Raw genomic sequence first — 18,015 nt, forward strand, 5'->3', positions numbered from 1 at the left:
GGGAACCCGACATAACGCCGTGGGCACGCGGGCAGCAACCGCTAATCGGGTTACGCCGTCCGCGAACGATCCGGCACCATGGCTCGGATGGAGCCTGTGGAGATCGTCGAGGACGGGCTGTTGCTGCGCCCCTGGCGGGCGGCGGACGCCGACGCGGTGCACCGCGCCTGCCAGGACCCGGACATCCAGCGCTGGACCACCGTACCGCGCCCGTACCGGCCCGAACACGCCCTCGCGTTCGTGACCACGGTCGCCGCGACGGCCTGGGCGACGGGTGCCGGCGCGCCGTTCGCGGTCTGCGACGCCGACAGCGGCGAGCTGCTCGCCTCGTGCGGCCTGGTCTCCGTCGACCGCGCGCTCGACTCGGCCGAGATCGGCTACTGGACCGCGCCCTGGGCGCGGGGACGGGGCGTCGCGGTCCGCGCCGTCCGCGCGGTCGCCCGCTGGGCGTTCGACACGCTCGGCCTGCGCCGGCTGACCTGGCAGGCCGAGATCGGCAACCACGCGTCCCGGCTGGTCGCGCTGCGGGCCGGCTTCCGGGTGGAGGGAGAGCTGCGGCTGGCCCACCCGGCCGACGGCGGCCGGCCGGAGGGGTGGATCGGCGCGCTGCTCCCGGCCGGGCTGGCCGCGCCGGGCGACCCGGTCCCGTACGGTCCGACCACGCTCCAGGCCCGCCGGGCGGCCGTCTTCGGCCGGCCGCAGCCCGTCCTGTTCGCCACCGCCGGCGGCACCGAGCTGCGGCTGCGACCGCTCGAGGAACGCGACCTCCCGGACATCACCCGCACCTGTCAGGACGAGCAGACGGTGCGCTGGACCACGGTGCCGCACCCCTACCGGGCGGAGGACGCCGAGGGCTACCTGCGGGACCTGGTGCGGCCGGCCTGGGCCCGGGGCACCGCCGCGATGTTCGCGGTGGCCGACCCGGACGACCACTACGTCGCCTCGATCGACCTGCGCATCCTCCCCACCGACCCGCTGGTCGCCGACGTCGGCTTCATGACCGCCCCGGCCGCCCGGGGGCGGGGCTACCTGCCGGCCGCGCTCACCGCGCTCTGCGCCTGGGGGTTCACCACGCTCGGCCTGGCCCGGGTCGAGTGGCGGGCCAACGTGGGCAACACCGCGTCCCGGCGGGCGGCCGAGAAGGCCGGCTTCACCGTCGAGGGCACGCTGCGCGGCGGCGTCCAGCACCGCGGCGAACGGCAGGACGTGTGGATCGGCGGCCTGCTGCCCCAGGACCTGGTGTGACCCCGGAGACGATCGAGGGGTACGGGGTCCGGCTGCGCCCGTGCGGCCCGGCGGACGTGCCCGGGACGGTGGCCGGCTGCGCCGACCCGGAGACCCGGCGGTTCCTCCCACGGCTGCCCGACCCGTACGACGCGGACAGCGCGCGCTGGTGGATCACCGAAGGGGCGCCGGCCGCCCGGGCGGCGGGCGGGGCCGCGTACACGATCGCCGACCCGGCCACCGACCGGCTGCTGGGCAGCATCGGCCTGACCCTGCTCAGCGCCGAGCGGGCGACCTACGAGATCGGCTACTGGGTCGGACCGTCGGCGCGCGGCCGGGGCGTGGCGACCGCCGCCACCCGGCTGCTGACCGAGCGGGCCTTCGCCGCCGGCGCGGCCCGGCTGGAACTGCTCACCCACCAGGAGAACGTGCCGAGCCAGCGGACGGCGCTGACCTGCGGCTACCGGCGGGAGGGCGTACGGCGGGGCGCCGGCACGCCACGCGACGGCGTCCGCCCCGACCTGGTCGTCTGGGCGCGGCTGGCCGACGACCCGCCCGGGCCGACCGCCCGGCCGCTGCCGGACCTGCCCGACGGCCGGCTCACCGACGGCGTGGTGACGCTGCGCCGCGTCGAACCGGCGGACGAGGACATGATGTACCGGCTGCACACGCTGCCGGAGGTGGTGGCGAGCCGGGTGCCGCCGGCGCCGCCGGACCGGGCGTCGATCGCCCGCCGGTGCCGGCTCGCGGCGAGTCACTGGTTGGCCGGCGACGCCGCCGACCTGACCGTCGTCGACGCGGCCACCGGCACGCCCGTGGGCGGTTGCCTGCTGGCGTACGACGAGCCGGCCACCGGTCAGGCGATGCTGGGCTACAGCCTGCTGCCCGAGGCCCGCGGCCGGGGTCTGGCCAGCGGGACGGTCCGGCTCGTCGCCGGCTGGGCCTTCGGCGTCGGGGTGGCCCGCCTCTGGGCCGGCACCCGACCGGAGAACGTCGCCTCCCAGCGGGTGCTGGAGCGGGCCGGCTTCCGGCGGGAGGGCCTGCTGCGCGGGCGACTGCCCGGCCTGGCCGGCACCCGCACCGACACGGTGATCTTCGGTCGGCTGGCCTCGGACGCTCGGTGAGGCGGAGCCCCCGCGGGCGGGCGGGGGCTCCGGGTCGTCGGCCAAGGGTCAGGTGTCGAGCGAGATGATCCCGTAGTCGTACGCGCGTCGACGGTAGACCACGCTCGGGCGGCCGGACTCCTTGTCCAGGAACAGGTAGAAGTCGTGGCCGACCAGTTCCATCTGGAACAACGCGTCGTCGACGGTCATCGGTTCGGCGGGGTGGACCTTCTCCCGGGCGATGTGCCACGGCTGGTCGTCGGGTTCGGAGTAGCCGTCGGCGTCGGGGCGTTCCGCCACGGCGGTGGCCGCGGCGTGCCCGTTCAGTGACGCCAACCCGGGCCCGTCGAGGTCGGCCACCGGCAGCCCGGCGGTCGCGGCGGCCACCGAGAGCGGCGCGTGCCGCCCGCGGTGCACCCGGCGGCGGTCGGCCGCGCGGCGGAACCGGGTGTCCAGCTTGGCGATGGCGGCGTCGAGCGCGCTGTAGAAGTCGTTCGTGCAGGCCTCGGCCCGGATCACCGGGCCCCGCGACACGCAGGTGATCTCCACCCGCTGGCAGTGGTCGGCCTGGCGCGGATTGCGCTCGTGGAACAACTCGACATCCACGCGAATGAGTTTGTGGTCGTAGCGTTCGATCTTCGCGAGTTTTTCGGCTACGTGCACCCGGTAATGGTCCGGCACTTCGACGTTACGGCCCTTGACCACGATGTCCACGTGACCTCCCTTGTTCGGACGGTCGTTCGGTCCGGATCTTCCGGTCGACGCGCCTGGGACGGCCCCGCTCGGCGTCGACCGGTGATGTACGGCTACGCCTCCTTCCAGTGCCGGGGAAGGTTGGCTTCCTCACTACCCCCGACACGGAAACGCTAACTCCTGTTCGGTCAGCAGTCACCCCCGGTTGTCGAGAGCGGTCGGGAAAATTAACACCTCATACACCATGGGGTGAAACGGAATCACGAAGCGTTACCGAGGCCGCCGCTTTTGCGTTGCGGCGAGCACCGCCGCGACCTTTGGCGTCATTCCCGCGCGGTGCAATTTCCGGCTCACCGCTGCCAGCGTGGCACCGGTGGTGACGATGTCGTCGAGCAGGACCACGGTCCCGGCCGGCGTCGACGTCCCCGGCCGGCGCAACCGGAACGCCGCCTCCGCCGCCGCGGCCCGGCCGGCGCTGTCCAGCACCACCGAGTCCGGCCGGGGCAGCGCCCGCAGCGGGCGCAGCACGCGAACCGGCCAGCCGGCCGCGCGCAACCGGGCCGCGGCCGGCCGGACCAGCCGCTCCAGGTGGTCGCCGTACCGGGCCCGGGCCGCGCGGGCGGTGTCCGGCACCGCCACCAGCGTCACCGGACCGGGCCGGCCCACCGCCACGGCCACCACCTCGGCCAGCAACGCGCCCAGCGGCCGGGCCAACCCGTGCCGGCCCCGTTCCTTGTACGCCAGCAGGCCCTCACGCAACGCCCCGTCGTACGGGCCGAGGGCGACGCAGGGCGGCAGGCCGGGTGGGGCCGGATCGGGCCGGGTCGACGCGGGCCGCAGCGCCTGAAGCTCGGCCACGCAGCGCGGGCAGAAGCCCTGCCGCAGCGCCGGGGAGCGGACCGCGCACCCGGCGCACCCGGCGGGCAGCACCAGATCGGTCAGGTCCGACCAGAGGCCGCCCAGGTCCGGCACCGGCATCTCAGTAGAAGAAGAACGGTGCGGTCGGGTTGGCCGGCCGGCCGCCCGCCGGCAGGTCCAGCACCTGCTCCGGCGTGACGAGGTCGAACGGATTGTTCCGCCAGGCGCTGCCGGCGGTCTCGAACATGAACGAGAGCGCGGGCAGCCCGCCCCCACCGCCGCCCGGGTATCCCGCCAACTGGGTCACCGCGGCACCGATCCCGGACTTCAGCTCGGAGCCCAGGCCGCCGTCGATGCTGAGCTGGTGGATGGCCGAACGCCGGTCCGGGTCGTTGCCGGCGATCACCAGTTGGTCCTCCGCGATCCAGTCGACCGCCGTCACGCCGGTGAGCAGCGTGGGCAGCCGGCGGGGCTGGCCCAGGGTGACCACGCCGCCCTCCACGCTCACCGGGGCCACGTAGACCGCGCCGCCGCTGACCAGCGCGATCCGGTGGCCGTCGAGGGAAGCGGCGACCGCCACGACGCTTCCGGAGACGTTCAGCGGGACGGGGCTCAGCGTGGCCGTCCCGTCGAACCGGTAGAGCTTGCCGTCGGCCGCCACCAGACCCGCCGGATGGTCGGTGGCCAGCGAGCGCAACCAGGTGGGCCGGCTCATCGTCTGGAACCCGGCCTTCGGGTCGCTGGTGTTGAACACCGCCACCGGTTCCGGCCCGGTGCCCACCTTGAGCCGGAGTCGCCGGTCCGCCCCGGTCACCACCAGCGCGGCCAGCACCTGGTCCTCGGCGCGGGCGAGGGTCGCCGAGACCACGTTCCGGTTCTCCGCGGCCGGCAACGGCACGACGGCCCGCTGCTCGGTGCCGATGGCGAGCGGATGGATGACGCCGTCGTAGACGCTGAACCGGGTGGGATTCGCGCCCCTCGGGTACGCGAGATGGGTGTCGCGCTCCCGCTCCAGGTCGACGCTGAGCCGCTTCTGGTTCTGGATCTTCAGCTCGAGTTGCCCGGTCAACTCCGGCAACGACCAGGCGAGCTGGGTGCCGAGCCGGGCCAACCGCCCCTCGTTGGCGCCCGGCATGGTCAGGTTGACCTCCCACTGGGAGTCCGCGCCGGTGGCGTTGTTGATCGGGCGGGTGCCGTCCGGGAGCCCGGTCACCCCGGACTCCAGCCAGTCGGAGGGGCCACCGGCCAGCCACTTCACCACCTCGGTGACGCGCCGCTCGGCCGACACCGACGACGGCAGGTAGCGCAGGTCGGGCACCAGCCGGGTCAGGTCGGAGTTCCAGAAGTAGACGGTGCGCGTGCGGTAGTACTGGCGCAGCGCCGTGTCGGTGGTCAGCAGCACGTTCGGCAGGCTGGTGATCAGCAGCCCGGTCCCGGCCGGCTCGGCCCGCCGCAACTGGAAGACGTACTCGGTCTCGGTGGCCCCCGGCGGGCCGAGGGTGCCGTCGGCCCGCAGCACCCCGACCTGTTGCACCTTGATGGTGACCCGGCTGGTGCCCTGGTTGTTCGGCGGGGTGCTCTCCTTCGCCCGCAGCCGGACCACGGTGAGTTCGACCTCGCTGGTCTGCGGCTTGCCGGGCAGCAGTTCCCGGGCCTCCGGGGCGAGGAACTTCTGGGCCCGGGTGTACGCCTGGTCGCGCTCCCCGGCCGCGGCCGCCTTCAGGTAGTTCTCGATGAACGGCACCGGCTCGTCGCTGTCGGTCGGCGCGGGCGGCGAGGCCGGCGGGCCGTTGAGCGAGCCGGCCTCGCCGGCCGGCACCGAACCGTCGACCTGGACGTCCGTCTGGGCCGGAATGCCGCACCCGGCCGGCAGCAGGACGCCGGCCAGCAGCACGGCCAGCAGTCGCCGGGGCACGTTCACGGCCCCACCTCCATCCGCGCGGAGTCGTCGGCGGGGCCGACGGCAAGCGCACCGGCGCCGCTGCCCGGACCGATGGCGAGCAGGCCACCGTCGCGGGGGCCGCCGAACGGCAGGGCCGCGTCGGCCGGCACCAGCCGCAACGGCGAGGTGGTCAGTCGGTCGCCGGCCCGCGCCGGCAACGTGAGCCGGAACTGCGCGCCCTGCCCGGGTGCGCCCCACGCCTCCAGCCAGCCGCCGTGCAACCGGGCGTCCTCCACGCTGATCGACAGGCCCAGGCCGGTGCCGCCGGTCTGCCGGGCCCGGGACGGGTCGGCCCGCCAGAACCGGTTGAAGACCAGCTTCTCCTCCCCCGGCTTGAGCCCGACGCCGTGGTCCCGCACGGTGATCGCCACCGCGCTCTGGTCGACGCCCAGCGTGACCCGCACCGGCTTGGCCTCACCGTGCTCGACCGCGTTGCCGACCAGGTTGCGCAGCACCCGCTCGACCCGGCGCGGGTCCACCTCGGCGATCACCGGAGCGTCCGGCAGGTCCAGCTCGATGGTCACCCCGACCCGCTCGGCCAGCCCGGCCAGGCGCTCGACCACCCGGTGCACCACCGGCACCAGATCGGTCGGCTCGCTGTCCAGCACGGCGAAACCGGCGTCGAACCGGCTGATCTCCAGCAGGTCGGTGAGCAACTCCTCGAACCGGTCCAGCTCGGCCTGGAGCAGCTCGGCGCTGCGCGCCACCGCCGGATCGAACTCGTCCCGTTCCGCGAAGATCAGGTCGGCCGCCATCCGGACCGTGGTCAGCGGCGTCCGCAGCTCGTGCGAGACGTCCGAGGTGAACCGGCGTTGCAGCCGGGACATCTCCTCAAGCCGGAGGATCTGCCGTTGCAGGTTGGTCGCCATCTGGTTGAACGAGGCGGCGAGCAGGGCCAGGTCGTCCTCACCGGAGACCACCATGCGCTGGTCGAGCAGGCCGGCGGAGAGCCGCTGAGCGGTGCGCGCGGCCACCCGGACCGGCGTCACCACCAGCCGGGTCACCAGCGCGGCCAGCAGGCCGAGCAGGAGCACCAACGCGACACCGGTGGCGACCACGGTGGCCCGGGCGTCCGCCGCCGTGGCGTCCTGCCGGGCCAGGGGCACGAGGTAGTAGAGCTCGACCTGCCCGAACCGGGTGGGCACCGGGGAGCCGTAGACCAGGTACTTCGTGCGGTCGCCGCCGAGCGTGCCGGTGCGGATCTGGTGGGCCACCTTGCCGGACGCCACGGTGGCCCGCAGCTCGTCGCCGATCACCGGGCGCACCGGCACGTCCGGGGAGACGCGGGGCTCGATGAACTCGGCGAAGTTGTCGGCAGTGATCGCCACCACCACGCCGCTGGTCTGCGCCGGGTCCCCGCCGGCCAGGTAGTTGACCGTGCCGTCGATGGTGTCCTGGAGCTGGGCCTCCTGCGGCTGGCTGTAGAGGTTGAACTGCTTCGCCGCGTACTCGCTGCCGTTGCTCAGCCGCATCCGCACGTCGGTCTCGGCGTTCTCCAGCAGGATGTTGGTGATCTTGTCGGCGATCAGGTAGGCGAAACCGCCCACCAGCAGACTCGACGCCACAAGTGTGATGGTGACCACGCGGACCTGGAGCGAGCGCCGCCAGGCCTGGCGCACGCCGGCGGCGAACCGCGTCGACCGGCCGGACAGCGCGCGCCAGAGCGCCCGCGCGGCACGGAGCCGGCGGGGCGAGGCGGTCGGCGGGTCGGGCAGCGGGGCGGTCAGCACAGTGCTGACCAGGTTATCCGGTGCCCGCCTTGTAGCCCACGCCCCGGACGGTGAGGATGATTTCGGGTCGCTCCGGATCCGGCTCGATCTTGGCCCGCAGCCGCTGCACGTGCACGTTGACCAGCCGGGTGTCGGCGGCGTGCCGGTACCCCCACACCTGCTCCAGCAGCACCTCCCGGGTGAACACCTGGCGGGGCTTGCGGGCGAGCGCGACCAGCAGGTCGAACTCCAGCGGCGTCAGCTTGACCTCCTCGGCGTCCCGGCTGACCGTGTGCGCCGGCACGTCGATGGTGATCTGGTTGCCGGGCGGGCCGATGGTGAGCAGCTCCGGCGCGACGTCCTCGCCGCGACGCAGCCGGGCCCGCATCCGGGCCACCAGCTCCTTGGGCTTGAACGGCTTGACCACGTAGTCGTCGGCGCCGGACTCCAGCCCCAGCACCACGTCGACCGTGTCGCTCTTGGCGGTCAGCATCACGATCGGCACCCCGGACTCGGCGCGGATCGCCCGGGCCACGTCGATGCCACTCATGCCCGGCAACATCAGGTCGAGCAGGACGATGTCGGGCCGGCTGTCGCGGAACGCGGCCAATGCCCGTTCTCCGTCGGCGACGAAGGACGGCACGAAGCCCTCGCTGCGCAACACGATGCCGAGCATCTCGGCAAGGGCGGGGTCGTCGTCGACCACGAGTACGCGGGCTCTCATGGGGTTTATCGTTCCATCCCCGTTCATCTGGAGGGTCGGAGTCTTTCCCGGCACGGTAGCGCCGAGCGCGCCCCCGCACCACAGCTGACGGCGTGGTCACCAGCGTGGCGCGCCACGACGGACGGGTCCACCGGATACGGACCCGCCGTGCAACCATGATCCCCCGGGTGCCCCGCCGCCCGCCACCTCTGCTGCCCTGCCCGCCCGGGAGTACGCGTGTCCGACGTCGGCCCGACCGCGGTGCTCCCGTGCCGTCCGCTGACCGTCGGTGAGCTGCTCGACGCCGCCGTGCTGCTGCTCCGCGACCAGGCCCGGGTGCTGCTGCCGCTCGCCGTCGCGCTGGCCCTCGCCGAGCAGGCCGTGCTGTACCCGGTACGGCTGCTGGCCGGTGCGCACCCGCCCGGCTGGTGGCCCGCCGGCGGGGAGTCGTTCGGCTGGTACTGGCTGCTGCTCGCGGCCGGTGCCGGGACCGAGGCGGCGATCATCGCGCTGCTGGGCAACCCGGCCGCGCGGGGCGGCGCGTCGGCGCTGCTCGGCCGCCGCCGCGCGCCGTCGGAGCTGCTCCACAAGGCCCGTCCGGGCGCGACCCTGCTGGCCGCGGGCGCGGTCGGGCTCGCCGTCGGCGTCGCCGGGCTGGCCGGGCCCGCCTGGTTCGTCGCGTACGGGCTGCTCGGCCTCGTGGTGCCGGTGCTCGTGCTGGACGGGGTGCCGACGCACCGCGCGCCGGGCCGGGCGATCCGACTGGCCGGTCGGGTGGGCGGGCGCGCCGCCGCCGTCCGACTGCTCGGCTATCTGGGCTGGTGGCTGGTCAGGGTCGGCATCGGGTTGGGCGTCCCCTATGGTCTCGGGCTGCTCGACCTGTTCGACGTGTCGGCCTGGGCGCTGCCGGTCGCCGTCGTCGCGCAGGCGGCGGTGAACGCGCTCGCGTACCCGGCGCTGGCCTGCCTGGACGCGGTGCTGCACCTGGAGACCCGCATCCGCACCGAGGGGCTGGACATCCGGCTCTCCCGGGCACCGGCCGGCGTCCCGGAGCCGGTGCTGCTGGCGGTCGAGCGGTGAGCCGCTGGTGGACCGAGACGGTGGCCGCGCTGGGCGACGTGGTGCCGCTGCCGCTGGTCGCGCTGCTCCTGCTGGCCGCCGCGCTGCTGACGGCGCTGGCCTGGCACTCCTTCCCGGCCTGGGTGCCCCGCCGGCTACCCCGGCTCCGGCTGCCCCGGCCGCGACTGCCCCGACCGCGGCTGCCCCGGCTCCGGCGACCGCGGATGCGCCTACGTCGGCCCGCCCGCCGGCGGCGGCCCGACCCGCCGGTGCGCGTCCCCGCGCCCCGGGCCGCGTCGCCGGCACCCGTCGGCGGCCCGGGGACGGCCGACCGGCTGGCCGCCGAGGGCCGCTACGCCGAGGCGGTGCGGGAACGGCTCCGGGACATGGTCCGACTCCTGGTCATCCGGCAGGTGGTGGAACCACGGGCCGGACTCACCGTCACCGAACTGACCGAGGCGGCGGCCCGGACCCGCCCGGCGACAAGGCCCACCCTGAACGCCGCCGGCACGATCTTCTCCGACCTCTGGTACGCCCAGCGACCCGCCACCGCCGGCCACGACCAACGGATGCGCGCGCTCGCCGCCGAGCTGCGCCGCGAACTGACCGGCGAGGAGGACGCGTGGTGACCGTCGCCCCCGCCCCGGCCCGGCCCGCGGCCCCGCCGGCGTCCCGCCGCCGGTGGCACCGGACCGTCGTCCCGCTCGGGCTGGCCGCGCTGCTGATCGGGGCCACCGTGGTGCTGCACGCGGTGGACCAGCCCGACCCGGACGAACGCGGCTTCCTCTCCCCCGTCGCCGGCGACGACGACGGCGGCAGCCGGCTCGCCGAGGAGCTACGCGCGCAGGGCGTGCCGGTGCGCCGGGAGACCGACACCGCCGGAGCGCTGCGGGCCGCCCGTACGGCGCCGAGCACGCTCTTCGTGCCCGCACCCGACCTGGTGCACCCGGACACGCTCAGCGGGCTGACCGCGCTGCCGCCCGGCAGCCGGCTGGTGCTCGTCGAGCCGTCCCGCCGGGTGCTGGCCGAGCTGGGCACGTCGGTCGAGCCGGCCGGTCGCCGGTGGGCCACCCGGGCGCTGCCGCCGGACGCCGACGGCGCGGAGTGCCGGCTGCCCGAGGCGGTCCGCGCCGGCACCGCCGCGGTCGACCACCAGCGGTACGCCGGGCCGGAGCGCGCCGACAGCTGCTACGGCGGCGCGCTGCTCCGGATCCCGGCCGGCACCGAGCTGGTGCTGGTGGGTGCCAGTGACCCGTTCCGCAACGACCGGATCGACGAGTGGGGCAACCGGGACCTCGCCACCGGCCTGCTCGGCGCCACCGGCCGTCCGCTGGTCTGGCTGGACCTGCCCGCGCCCGACCCGGCCCCGACCGCGACCGGCGCGTCGCGGACCACCGAGACCGAGGCTCCACCGACGCCCCGCCGCACCGCCGAGCGCCCCGACCGGGCGGACCCGCCGCGGCGCGCCGAGAACCCGCTGTGGGACGCGTTCCCGGCCTGGTTCTGGGCGATCCTGGCGCAGCTCGCGCTGGCCGGGCTGCTGGTGGTGCTCTGGCGGGCCCGCCGCCTCGGGCCACCGGTGACGGAGCCGCTGCCGGTGACCGTCCGCGCCGCCGAGACCGTCCGCGGCCGGGCCCGCCTCTACCGACGCGCCGGCGCCCGGGACACCGTCGCCGCGACGCTGCGCGCCGCCGCCCGGGATCGCGTCCTGCCCCGGCTCAACCTGCCGCCCGACACCCCGGACGACGAGGTGGTGGCCCGGGTCGCGGCGGCGACCGGCGGCGACCCGGAGCGGGTGGCCGGGCTGCTGTACGGCCCCGCCCCGGACGACGACCGGGAGCTGCTGGAGCTGGCCCGGGCGCTGGACACGCTGACCCGTACCCTGGCCCCGCCCCCGAGCGAAGGAGAACCCCGGTGACCGGACCCGTCATCGCCGCCGCGTCGCCCGCCGCCCCGTCCGACGCCCGCGACGCCCTGCACCGGCTGCGCGCCGAGGTGGCCAAGGCCGTGGTCGGCCAGGACGCGGTGGTCACCGGCCTGGTCATCGCGCTGCTCTGCCGGGGGCACGTGCTGCTGGAGGGCGTCCCGGGGGTGGCCAAGACGCTGCTGGTGCGCACGCTCGCCGCCGCGCTCGACCTGGACGCCAAACGGGTGCAGTTCACCCCCGACCTGATGCCCGGCGACGTCACCGGTTCGCTGATCTTCGACCCGCACACCGCCGCGTTCACGTTCCGCGAGGGGCCGGTCTTCACCAACCTGCTCCTCGCCGACGAGATCAACCGCACCCCGCCGAAGACGCAGTCCGCGCTGCTGGAGGTCATGGAGGAACGGCAGGTCACCGTCGAGGGCGAGCGCCGTCCGCTGCCCGAGCCGTTCATCGTCGCGGCCACCCAGAACCCGGTCGAGTACGAGGGCACCTACCCGCTGCCCGAGGCGCAGCTCGACCGCTTCCTGCTCAAGCTGACCGTGCCGTTGCCGGGGCGGGACGAGGAACTGGGTGTGCTCCGCGCGCACCACGCCGGCTTCGACCCGCGTGACCTGCGCGCCGCCGGCGTACGCCCGGTGGCCGGCGCGGCCGACCTGGCCGCCGCCCGCGCGCAGGCGCACGCCGTGCACGTGGCCGAGCCGGTGCTCGCCTACATCGTGGACCTCTGCCGGGCCACCCGGAGCGCGCCCGCGCTGGAGCTGGGCGCCTCGCCCCGGGGCGCGACCGCGCTGCTCGCCACCGCCAAGGCGTGGGCCTGGCTGGCCGGCCGCGACCACGTCACGCCGGACGACGTGAAGGCGGTGGCCCGCCCGACGCTGCGGCACCGGCTCCGGCCGCGACCGGAGGTGGAGCTGGAGGGCGTGACGGCCGACGCCGTGCTCGACTCGGTGCTGGCCACCGTGCCGACGCCGCGATGACCTGGCGGGCGGGCCTGCTGCTCGCGGCCGGCGCCGGAACGCTGCCGGCCTGGCCGGCGCCGTTTCTCGGCGTCGCCGTGCTGACCGCGACGGTGCTGCTGCTGGTCGCCCTGGACCGGGCGCTCGCCGCCCCGCCGCACGCGCTCACCGCCACCCGCGCCGGCGACCGGACCGTCCGGCTCGGCGGCACCGCCACGGTCACCCTGCACCTGGCCAACCCCACCGACCGGACGCTGCGCGCCCAGGTCCGCGACGCATGGGTGCCGTCCGCCGGGGCGCGTCCCGGGCGGTCGCCGCGGGAGACGCTGACGGTCCCGCCCGGCGGCACGGCCACGCTGCCGGTCCGCCTCACCCCGACCCGGCGCGGCGACCGGCGGGCGGTGGCGCTGACCGTCCGCTCGCTGGGGCCGATGCGTCTGGGCTTCCGGCAACGCGCCGAACGGCCCGGCACGCCACCGTGGACGCTGCGCGTGCTGCCCCGCTTCGACTCCCGCCGGCACCTGCCGGAGAAGCTGGCCCGGCTGCGGATCATCGACGGCGTCCAGGTGACCCGGGGACGCGGCCACGGCACCGAGTTCGACACGCTGCGCGAGTACGCCGTCGGCGACGACGTCCGGTCGATCGACTGGCGGGCCAGCGCGCGCCGCGCTGACGTGCTGGTGCGCACCTGGCGACCGGAGCGGGACCGGCGGCTCGTCTGCGTGCTGGACACCGGCCGCACCTCGGCGGTCCGGCTCGGCGACGAGCCCCGGCTGGACACCGCGATCGACGCGGCGTTGCTGCTCACCGCGCTGGCCGCCCGCGCCGGGGACCGGGTGGACCTGCTCGCCGTGGACACCGCCGTACGGGCCCGGGTGACCGGCGGCAACCGGCCGGCGCTGCTCACCCGGTTGGTCGAGGCGATGGCGCCGCTCCAGCCGGCGCTGGTCGAGACGGACTTCGAGCTGGTCGCCGGTGAGCTGCTGCGCCGGGAGCGGCAGCGCAGCCTGCTGGTGCTCTTCACCGCGTTGGACGCGGACGCGCTCCGGGAAGGGCTGCTGCCGGTGCTGCCGCGGCTGGCCGCCCGGCACCGGGTGGTGCTGGCGGCCACCCATGATCCGGTGCTGGCCGGGCTCGCCACCGCCACCCCGGTCGGCCCCGACGACCCGTACGCGGCCGCGTCGGCGTGGCGGTCGCTGGACGAGCGGGACCGGGTGCGGATCGCGCTGTCCCGGCACGGCGTGACAGTGGTGGACGTCCCCGCCGACCGCCTGGCCCCCACCGTGGCCGACACCTACCTGCACCTGAAGTCCCTCGGCCAGCTCTGACCCCCACCCCCCGGCCTCCTGCGCCCTGATTCACGGGAACAGTGGCTCTCGCGGGCTCCACAGCCACTGTTTCCGTGAATCTGCGGTCAGGGGCGGAAGGGGCGCGGAGCGGAGGACGCGGCGCGTCGGCCCAGGATGAGCGCGTACGCCAGGAAGGCCGCCCAGACGGTGGCGCCGGTCGCCACCCGCACGGCCGTCGGCACGGGTGCCGGGGTGACGAACGCCTCCAGCAGCGCGGAGACGGCGAACAGCCCGACCAGGCCGACCGCGACGACCATGGCCGACCGCCCCGCCTCGGCGACCGCCCGGCCGCGCCCGAGGTGCGCGGGCGGGGCGATCCACGCCCAGGCGGTGCGCAGCCCGACCCCGGCGGCGACGTAGATGCCGGTCAGCTCCAGCAGGCCGTGCGGCGTGATCAGGCCGAAGAAGACGTCCGCCCGGTCGTAGGAGACCATCACGCCGCCCACCACGCCGAGGTTCAGCGCGTTCTGCCACAGCAGCCAGAACACCGGCACCACCAGCACGCCGGCGGCCAGGCACTGGGCCGCCAGCCAGGCGTTGTGCGTCCACAGGTGGAACGCGAACGTCGGCGCGGCGAACTCGGTGTAGTAGCCGGCGAAGCCGGAGTCGACGAGCTGCCGGGCCGACTCGGCGCCGATGAACGCGGCGGCGGTGTCCGGGTGGCCGGCGACGAACCAGATGAGGAAGACGCTCAACGCGCTGAAGCCGGTGGCGACGCCGCACCACCAGGGCCAGGCCCGGTAGAGGGCGGCCGGCAGGTCGGCCAGCAGGAACCGGCGTACCGCCGCCCAGGACGGCCGGGGCCGGCCGATGATCCGGGCGCGGGCGGCCAGGACCAGGTGGGACAGGTGACCGAGGAGCGCCGGCTCAGGGGCACGGCTGCGCAGCACGGACAGGTGGGTGGCGGTGCGCTGGTAGAGCGAGACCAGCTCGTCGACCTCGGCCGCGTCCAGCCGACGCCGGCCGGTCAACTGCTCCAGGCGCCGCCACTGCACACCGTGCTCCGCCACGTACGCGTCGAGATCCACTCGTTCATGGTGTTCACTGTCGGGGTGCGCGCGCAACCTCCCCCGCCCTCCCGGTGGGCCGACGCCGGTCTGGTCAGTGGCGAGGCGGTGGAGCTGGACGTCCGGGCCGCCCGGCTGGGTTCCCGGGTGCTCGCGCTGCTGATCGACCTGATCGTCCAGCTCGGCCTGGCGCTGGTGCTCGGTGCGGCGCTGTCCATGCTGGTGCTCACGCTGCCGCCGGACCTGATGGATGCCGCGCTGGCCGGCGGTCTCCAGGTCGTGCTGCTGGTGCTGGTGCTGGTCGGCTACCCGGTGGTGATGGAGCGGTTCGCCGGCGGCCGGACGGTGGGCAAGCTGGCGGTGGGACTGCGGGTGGTACGGGCCGACGGCGGGCCGGTCGGGGTCGGGCAGTCGCTGGCCCGGGCGCTGGTGGGCGTCGCGGTGGAGTGGCCCGGCCTGGTGCTGCCACTGCTGAGCTGGGCGGCGACCGTGACGGTGATGCTCACCGACCCGCGCGGTCGACGGTTGGGCGACCTGGTGGCCGGCACGCTCGTGGTGCACACCCGGAGCGCGTCGGTGTGGCGGCCGTTGCCGCCGGCCGTGCCGCCGCTGCTCGCCTGGGCGGGCACGCTGGACCTGACCCGGGTGGACGACGGGCTGGCCCTGGCCGTCCGGCAGTACGTGGACCGGCTCCCCCAGCTCGCCGCTGCGGACCGGGTGCGGCTGGGCCGGGAGCTGTGGGCGGAGGTGGCCGCGGTGACGTCACCGCCGCCGCCGTGGACCGCGCCGGACTGGGCGTACCTGGCCGCCGTGCTGGCCGAGCGCCGGCGACGGGCCGGGTACCGGCTGGGCCGGGCCCGCGCGGTCAGCGGCGCGCTCTGGCCGGAGCTGGCCCCGACCCGGGCCGCGTCGCCCGGCGTCCCGCTGCGGCGGGCCGCCCCGGAACCCGCCGGGCCCGATCCGGTACGCCGCTGAGCGCGGCGGACCGGATCAGGGACCGGACCGGCTCAGGGGACCGGACCGGCTCAGGAGAACAGGGTCCGGCCCCACCAGTCGGCGGCGTCGCGGACGCCCGGCGGGCAGGCGAACAGGCCGCTGGAGACGTGGCGGAGGTACTCGTTCATCGCGTCGTTGCGGGCCAGCCGCGTCTGGATCGGCACGAACTGCTTGCGTGGGTCACGCTGGTAGGCGATGAAGAACAGCCCGGCGTCGAGCCGGCCCAGCCCGTCCGAGCCGTCCACGAAGTTGTAGCCGCGACGCAGCAGGCGGGCGCCGCCGTTCTGGTCCGGGTGGGCGAGTCGCACGTGCGCGGTCGGCGCGATGACCGGCTCGCCGTCGTCGCCCTTGGCGGCGAAGTCCGGCTCGTCGAACTCGTCGCGCCGGCCGAGCGGGGCGCCGCTGCCCTTGGTCCGGCCGGTGATCATCTCCTGCTCGGCCAGCGGGCTGCGGTCCCAGGTCTCGATCAGCATCCGGATCTTGCGGGTGACCAGGTAGGAGCCGCCGGCCATCCAGTCCGGGCCGTCGCCGGGCTGCACCCAGAGCTGCTCGCGGAGCAGGCCGGCGTCCTCGGCCTTGAGGTTGGCGGTGCCGTCCTTGAAGCCGAACAGGTTGCGCGGCGTGGCCTGGCCCCGCGACGTCGACGAGGTACGCCCGAACCCGAGCTGCGACCAGCGGACGCTGACCACGCCCATGCCGATCCGGGCCAGGTTGCGGATGGCGTGCACCGCCACCTGCGGATCGTTGGCGCAGGCCTGGACGCAGATGTCGCCGCCGGACAGCTCCGGCTTGAGCGCGTCGCCGGCGAAGTGCGGGAGGTCGGCCAGCGCGGTGGGGCGGCGGTCGGCGATCCCGAACCGGTCCCGGCCCTGGGCGTCGCGGAACAGCGACGGGCCGAACCCGACCGTGACGGTGAGCTGCGACGGGGGCAGCCCGAGCGCCTCGCCGGTGTCGTCCGGCGGGGCTTCCGGCACGCCCCCGACCGCACCGATCAGCCCGGCGTCCTTGCCGGCGGTCATCCGGGCCGCCGCTGCGGTCCACTCCTGGAGCATCGCGACCAGCCGGTCCCGGTCCTTGGTGACCACGTCGAACGCGACGAAGTGCAGCCGGTCCTGGGCCGCGGTGGTGATGCCGGCCTGGTGTTCGCCGAGGAACGGCACCGCCCCGGCGGCCGTCTCGGTGGCCGACGCCTCGCCGCCACCGGCGATCAGCGCGCCCGCGCCGGCCGCCACCGCGCCGACGCCGGCCGCACCGACGCCGGCCAGGGTCATCGCCCGTCGGCGGGAGATCCCGCGACCGGTCTGCTCGCTGTTCGGCTCGCTCGTCGCGTCACCGCCGGCCGGGGTGCTCATCGCGCGACGGCCGCCGCGATCTTGCTGACCGGCTCGGCCAGCGCGTTGATGCTGTCCGACAGCTCCTTCAGCTCGGTCTTGCTGAGCTGGGTGTGCAGCTTCCAGCCGTCCCCGGCCCGGTGCTTGCCGAGCGCGGCCTCCACGTTGGCGAACTCGGCGTCGAGCTGCTTGACCAGATCGGGCGCGCGCTGTTCCAGGGCCGGGCGCAGCGCGCCGACGGCGGCCTTCGAGCCCTCCAGGTTGGCGTTGAAGTCCCAGAGGTCGGTGTGCGAGTACCGCTCCTCCTCACCGGTGATCTTGCCGCTGGCAACCTCGTCGAGCAGCGCCTTGGCGCCGTTGGCGAGCTGGAGCGGGGTGAGCTTCTCGGCGTCGGCCTTGGCCACGATCGCCTTGACGTCGACCAGGAGCTGGTCGGCGATCGGGCCGTCCTTGCTGATGTCGCCGGTGGTCCAGAGGTCCTTCTCGATCCGGTGGAAGCCGGTGAACTCCATGCCCTCCTCGACCACCTCCTCGCGACCGTCGATCTTCGGGTCGAGGTCGCCGAAGCTCTCCGCGACCGGCTCGATCCGCTCCCAGTAGGTGCGGGCCACCGGGTAGAGCGCCTTGGCCTTGGCCACGTCGTTGCCCTTCACCGCGGCCACGAACTCCTCGGTCCTGGTCAGCAGCGCGGCGGTCTGGCTGCGTACGTAACGCTGGTAGCTGGCGGTGGCCTCGGTGAGCGCGGCGTCCGGCGCGACGCTCGCGGCGGTGCCGCTGACCTTCAGCGCGCCCCGGATGCCCCGGCCGCTCATCCCCGGCTTGCAGGCGGTCTCGTACGTCCCGGCGGGCAGCTCGACGCGCAGCTCCCGGCTCAGCCCGGGGGCGATGTTCTCCACCTCGCCCATCACCCGGTCGCCGGCGGCGTAGACGTAGAACTCGTTGACCTTGGAGCCGTTGTTCGTCACCTTGAACGTCACCTGGCCGGCGTCGATCTCGGTGCTGCCGACCTCGCAGGCGCTGTCCGTCGCCTTGACGGCGATCGGCCCGCCGGCGGTCGCGTCGGCGTCGTCACCACCGCCGCAACCGGCCAGTCCGGCGACGGCGAGCAACCCCGCGGCGGCGGGCGCGACGAATCGAGTGGTACGCATCGGTGCGGGA

Annotated in this window: 16 protein-coding genes; 8 read left to right on the forward strand and 8 right to left on the reverse strand. The window is 75.3% G+C overall.

The genetic code is table 11. The features are described from left to right. Window positions 1-87: 87 nt before the first annotated feature. Both C8054_RS16670 and C8054_RS16675 read left to right on the forward strand, forming a co-directional pair. The gene (locus C8054_RS16670; RefSeq protein WP_107157715.1) at window positions 88-1,245 is read left to right on the forward strand and encodes a GNAT family N-acetyltransferase; all 1,158 of its coding nucleotides are present in this window, start codon (window positions 88-90) and stop codon (window positions 1,243-1,245) included. Next, the gene (locus C8054_RS16675) at window positions 1,242-2,348 is read left to right on the forward strand and encodes a GNAT family N-acetyltransferase (protein WP_107157716.1); all 1,107 of its coding nucleotides are present in this window, start codon (window positions 1,242-1,244) and stop codon (window positions 2,346-2,348) included. Before C8054_RS16670 ends, C8054_RS16675 begins: the two co-directional genes overlap by 4 nt. A gap of 48 nt (window positions 2,349-2,396) precedes the next feature. Here C8054_RS16675 and raiA read toward each other — a convergent pair whose 3' ends face one another. From raiA to mtrA, 5 genes are all read right to left on the reverse strand, one after another. Further along, window positions 2,397-3,041, reverse strand: a complete 645-nt coding sequence (gene raiA / locus C8054_RS16680) for a ribosome-associated translation inhibitor RaiA (RefSeq protein ID WP_107157717.1) — start codon at window positions 3,039-3,041, stop codon at window positions 2,397-2,399. Window positions 3,042-3,290: 249 nt separating this feature from the next. Continuing rightward, the gene (locus C8054_RS16685) at window positions 3,291-3,992 is read right to left on the reverse strand and encodes a ComF family protein (RefSeq protein WP_107157791.1); all 702 of its coding nucleotides are present in this window, start codon (window positions 3,990-3,992) and stop codon (window positions 3,291-3,293) included. A 7-nt stretch (window positions 3,993-3,999) separates the two neighbouring features. Further along, on the reverse strand, window positions 4,000-5,799 hold the full coding sequence (locus tag C8054_RS16690) for an LpqB family beta-propeller domain-containing protein (RefSeq protein WP_233219676.1): 1,800 nt from the start codon (window positions 5,797-5,799) through the stop codon (window positions 4,000-4,002). Beyond that, on the reverse strand, window positions 5,796-7,550 hold the full coding sequence (gene mtrB / locus C8054_RS16695; RefSeq protein WP_107157718.1) for an MtrAB system histidine kinase MtrB: 1,755 nt from the start codon (window positions 7,548-7,550) through the stop codon (window positions 5,796-5,798). The genes C8054_RS16690 and mtrB overlap by 4 nt, the downstream gene beginning before the upstream one ends. Before the next feature lie 13 nt (window positions 7,551-7,563). Beyond that, window positions 7,564-8,253 carry an MtrAB system response regulator MtrA gene (gene mtrA / locus C8054_RS16700; RefSeq protein ID WP_091060316.1) on the reverse strand — a complete coding sequence of 230 codons (690 nt, stop codon included), beginning with the start codon at window positions 8,251-8,253 and terminating at the stop codon, window positions 7,564-7,566. A gap of 216 nt (window positions 8,254-8,469) precedes the next feature. Between mtrA and C8054_RS16705 the strand changes: the two genes are divergently transcribed. From C8054_RS16705 to C8054_RS16725, 5 genes are read left to right on the forward strand one after another with little or no spacing between them, the layout of a single operon-like run. Beyond that, the gene (locus tag C8054_RS16705; RefSeq protein ID WP_107157719.1) at window positions 8,470-9,312 is read left to right on the forward strand and encodes a hypothetical protein; all 843 of its coding nucleotides are present in this window, start codon (window positions 8,470-8,472) and stop codon (window positions 9,310-9,312) included. Further along, on the forward strand, window positions 9,309-9,920 hold the full coding sequence (locus C8054_RS16710) for a DUF4129 domain-containing protein (protein WP_107157720.1): 612 nt from the start codon (window positions 9,309-9,311) through the stop codon (window positions 9,918-9,920). The genes C8054_RS16705 and C8054_RS16710 overlap by 4 nt, the downstream gene beginning before the upstream one ends. Beyond that, window positions 9,917-11,209 (forward strand): DUF4350 domain-containing protein, encoded by a 1,293-nt coding sequence (locus C8054_RS16715; protein ID WP_233219681.1) that lies wholly within the window; start codon window positions 9,917-9,919, stop codon window positions 11,207-11,209. Before C8054_RS16710 ends, C8054_RS16715 begins: the two co-directional genes overlap by 4 nt. Beyond that, window positions 11,206-12,195, forward strand: a complete 990-nt coding sequence (locus C8054_RS16720; protein ID WP_107157722.1) for a MoxR family ATPase — start codon at window positions 11,206-11,208, stop codon at window positions 12,193-12,195. Before C8054_RS16715 ends, C8054_RS16720 begins: the two co-directional genes overlap by 4 nt. Beyond that, complete coding sequence (locus C8054_RS16725; RefSeq protein ID WP_107157723.1) at window positions 12,192-13,502, forward strand: DUF58 domain-containing protein; 1,311 nt, start codon at window positions 12,192-12,194, stop codon at window positions 13,500-13,502. Before C8054_RS16720 ends, C8054_RS16725 begins: the two co-directional genes overlap by 4 nt. An 86-nt stretch (window positions 13,503-13,588) precedes the next feature. Here C8054_RS16725 and C8054_RS16730 read toward each other — a convergent pair whose 3' ends face one another. After that, window positions 13,589-14,551 (reverse strand): stage II sporulation protein M, encoded by a 963-nt coding sequence (locus C8054_RS16730; RefSeq protein WP_107157724.1) that lies wholly within the window; start codon window positions 14,549-14,551, stop codon window positions 13,589-13,591. Here C8054_RS16730 and C8054_RS16735 point away from each other — a divergent pair. Next, window positions 14,522-15,505 carry an RDD family protein gene (locus tag C8054_RS16735; RefSeq protein WP_233219677.1) on the forward strand — a complete coding sequence of 328 codons (984 nt, stop codon included), beginning with the start codon at window positions 14,522-14,524 and terminating at the stop codon, window positions 15,503-15,505. The two genes, C8054_RS16730 and C8054_RS16735, sit on opposite strands and share 30 nt — an antisense overlap. 50 nt (window positions 15,506-15,555) lie before the next feature. On the opposite strand, the gene efeB is transcribed toward C8054_RS16735, so the two are convergent. Together efeB and efeO are read right to left on the reverse strand one after the other, a co-directional pair. Beyond that, window positions 15,556-16,878: an iron uptake transporter deferrochelatase/peroxidase subunit gene (efeB, locus tag C8054_RS16740; RefSeq protein WP_107157725.1), complete on the reverse strand. Its 1,323-nt coding sequence runs from the start codon at window positions 16,876-16,878 to the stop codon at window positions 15,556-15,558. Continuing rightward, complete coding sequence (gene efeO, locus C8054_RS16745; RefSeq protein WP_107157726.1) at window positions 16,875-18,005, reverse strand: iron uptake system protein EfeO; 1,131 nt, start codon at window positions 18,003-18,005, stop codon at window positions 16,875-16,877. The genes efeB and efeO overlap by 4 nt, the downstream gene beginning before the upstream one ends. Between the last annotated feature and the right edge of the window lie 10 nt (window positions 18,006-18,015).

It is taken from the genome of Micromonospora sp. RP3T (assembly GCF_003027925.1).
Lineage (GTDB): Bacteria > Actinomycetota > Actinomycetes > Mycobacteriales > Micromonosporaceae > Micromonospora.